The 2,299-nt window shown below is 75.3% G+C and carries 1 protein-coding gene and 1 pseudogene; both read left to right on the top strand.

The annotated features are described in order from the left end of the window. Positions 1 to 70: 70 nt before the first annotated feature. Entirely contained in the window at positions 71 to 982 is a 912-nt protein-coding gene (locus tag VHK87_RS04255; protein ID WP_329633654.1) for a MotE family protein, read from the top strand. Continuing rightward, positions 982 to 2,299: pseudogene (locus VHK87_RS04250) on the top strand (endoglucanase); the annotation flags it as partial. The gene VHK87_RS04255 and the pseudogene VHK87_RS04250, both read left to right, overlap by 1 nt.

The raw sequence follows: 2,299 nt of genomic DNA, 5'->3' as shown, positions 1-2,299 counted from the left end.
AGACCTTCGACGACGACCTGTTCGAGAGCCCGGCCGACGGCGCCGGGCTCGGCCGCTTGAGGCTCCGCTGATGAGCAACATGCCCCGCATCCTGCCGCTGATCGGCGTCGCCGTCGGCGGCGTCCTGGCGCTCAACGCCATCTCCGGAGCCCGGGCGCTGCCCGACCTGTTGTCGGGCGCCTCGGCCTTCGCCGAGGAGGCGAAGGCCAGACCGGGCGAGAAGGCCGCGACCGGCGAGGCCGCGGCGACCGCCGCCAAGGCCGCCTTGCCACCGGGCGCCGGGGCCGGTCCGGCCAAGCCGCCGGCGCCCGTCTGCGCCCCCACCGCCGCCGAACTCGCCCGCCAGGCGGGCCTGTCGCCGGCCGAACTGCAGGTGCTGCAGAGCCTGGGCGCCCGCCGCGGCCAGCTGGAGCAGCGCGAGCAGGACCTCAACGTCCAGCTGGCCCTGCTCGCCGCCGCCGAGGCAAAGGTCGACGCCAAGCTGAAGTCCATGAACGCCCTGAAGGCCGAGGTGCAGGGGCTGATGGCTCAGGCCGATCAGAAGGAAGAGGCCGAGACCACCCGCCTGGTGAAGGTCTTCGAGTCGATGAAGGCCAAGGACGCGGCCCCACGCATGGAGCTGCTGGACGATTCCGTCCGCCTGCCGATCGCCGCCAAGATGAAGGAGCGCGTGCTCTCGGCCATTCTCGCCGAGATGAAGCCTGCGGAGGCCAAGCGTCTCACCGAAGCCCTCGCGCGGCGCCACTCAGCGGCCAAGGCCGCCGCCGCCGCCGCCGCCGCCCAGGCTCAGGCGGTGCAGACCGCCGCCGCCGAGCCGGCCAAGGTCGCCGCCGCCCCGGCGGCAAAGCCGGCGCCCAGGAAACCCGCGCCCAAACCCGCCGCACCCAAGCCCGCGCCCGAGAAGACCGCGGAGGCGCCCGCCGCTCCGGCCGAGAAGGGCGGGCCCGCCAAGCCGGCCGAGCCGGCGTCCAAGCCGAGCTGATGAGCCTGCGCCGGCTCCTGCGCGCCTCGGCGGCCGCGGCCGCCATCCTGGCCGTGGCCCTGCCGCCGGCCGGCCTGGCCGCGCCCGAGCGCACGCCGGCGCCGTCGAGCACGCTGGACGTGCGCGTCGGCCAGGCCGACGACTTCTCGCGCATCGAGTTCCACTGGCGCGGCGGGGCCAAGATGACCGCCCGGCGCGACGGCCAGCTGCTGGTCGTGCGCTTCAGCCGTGACGCGCGCCCGGACATCTCTCGCCTGCGCGTCAGCCCGCCCCGTTGGCTGAAGGGCGCCGAGCAGAAGCACGTGGGCGGCGCGCTCGAGCTGCACCTGACGCTCGCCGACGACGCCGACGCCCGCACCGGCGTCGCCGACGGCGCGCCCTACGTTGTCGTGTTCGAGAAGGCTGCGCCGCCCGAGGCGCCGAAGACCGCCGAGGCCGACCCGTCCGAGGTCGCCCGACCCAACCCGGTGCCGGCCGGCGGGGTGGTGCGCATGGGCGCCGACCTCGACGGCAAGCAGGTGCTGCTGACCTTCCCCTGGGCCAATCCCAATGGCGCGGCGGTGTTCCGGCGCGGCGACGCGGTTTGGGTGGTGTTCGACGCGCCTGCGCGGATCGACGTCTCGGCCATGCCCCGCGGCCTTCGCCAGCTGAGCGGGGCCAGGGCCTACCAGGGCGCCGACTACGCCGCCGTGCGCATTGCTTCGCCCGCCACCGTGCCGGTCAGCGTCAGCCAGGAGGGCCCGGTCTGGACCGTGGCCTTGGGCGCCGGCGCGCCGGTGACGCCGGGCGTAATCAAGGTCGCCCGCAACGACGTCGCCGGGCCGGCGGGCCTGGTCGCCGCCGTGGCCGGCGTCAGCCGCATCGTGCGCCTCTCCGACCCCGTGGTCGGCGACCAGCTGACCATCGCCACCGCGCTTGGCCCGGCCAAGGTGCTGCCCTCCCGGCGGGAATATGTGCAGCTGGCTTTCCTGCCAACCGCCCACGGCCTGGCCATGGAGACCTACGCGGACAACCTGATGGTCTCGCGCCGCGGCGACTTGGTGAGCGTCGCCCGGCCCCAGGGCCTGGTGCTGTCGGGCGGCGCGGCGCGCAAGAACGCCGCCGCGAGCCTGGAGGGCGCCCCCCAGCCGCTCAGCCTGCCCGGGCTGGTGGACCATGAGACCTGGGGCAAGGTCGGATCGGGCGGGTTCCTGGCCCGCTACAACGCCCTCCTGGACGCCGCCTCCGAGGAGACGGCCAAGGGCAAGGACGCCCCGGTCGCCGCGCGCCTGGCGCTGGCCCGCTTCCTGGTCGGCTCCGAGCTGTCGTATGAGGCGC

Source organism: Phenylobacterium sp., assembly GCF_036263695.1.
Taxonomy (GTDB): domain Bacteria; phylum Pseudomonadota; class Alphaproteobacteria; order Caulobacterales; family Caulobacteraceae; genus Phenylobacterium.
This window is presented reverse-complemented; position numbering and strand designations above follow the sequence as displayed.

Coding starts and splice junctions, on each gene's coding strand:
- VHK87_RS04255 (WP_329633654.1), top strand. CDS start 71: ATGAGCAACATGCCCCGCATCCTGCCGCTGATCGGCGTCGCCGTCGGC.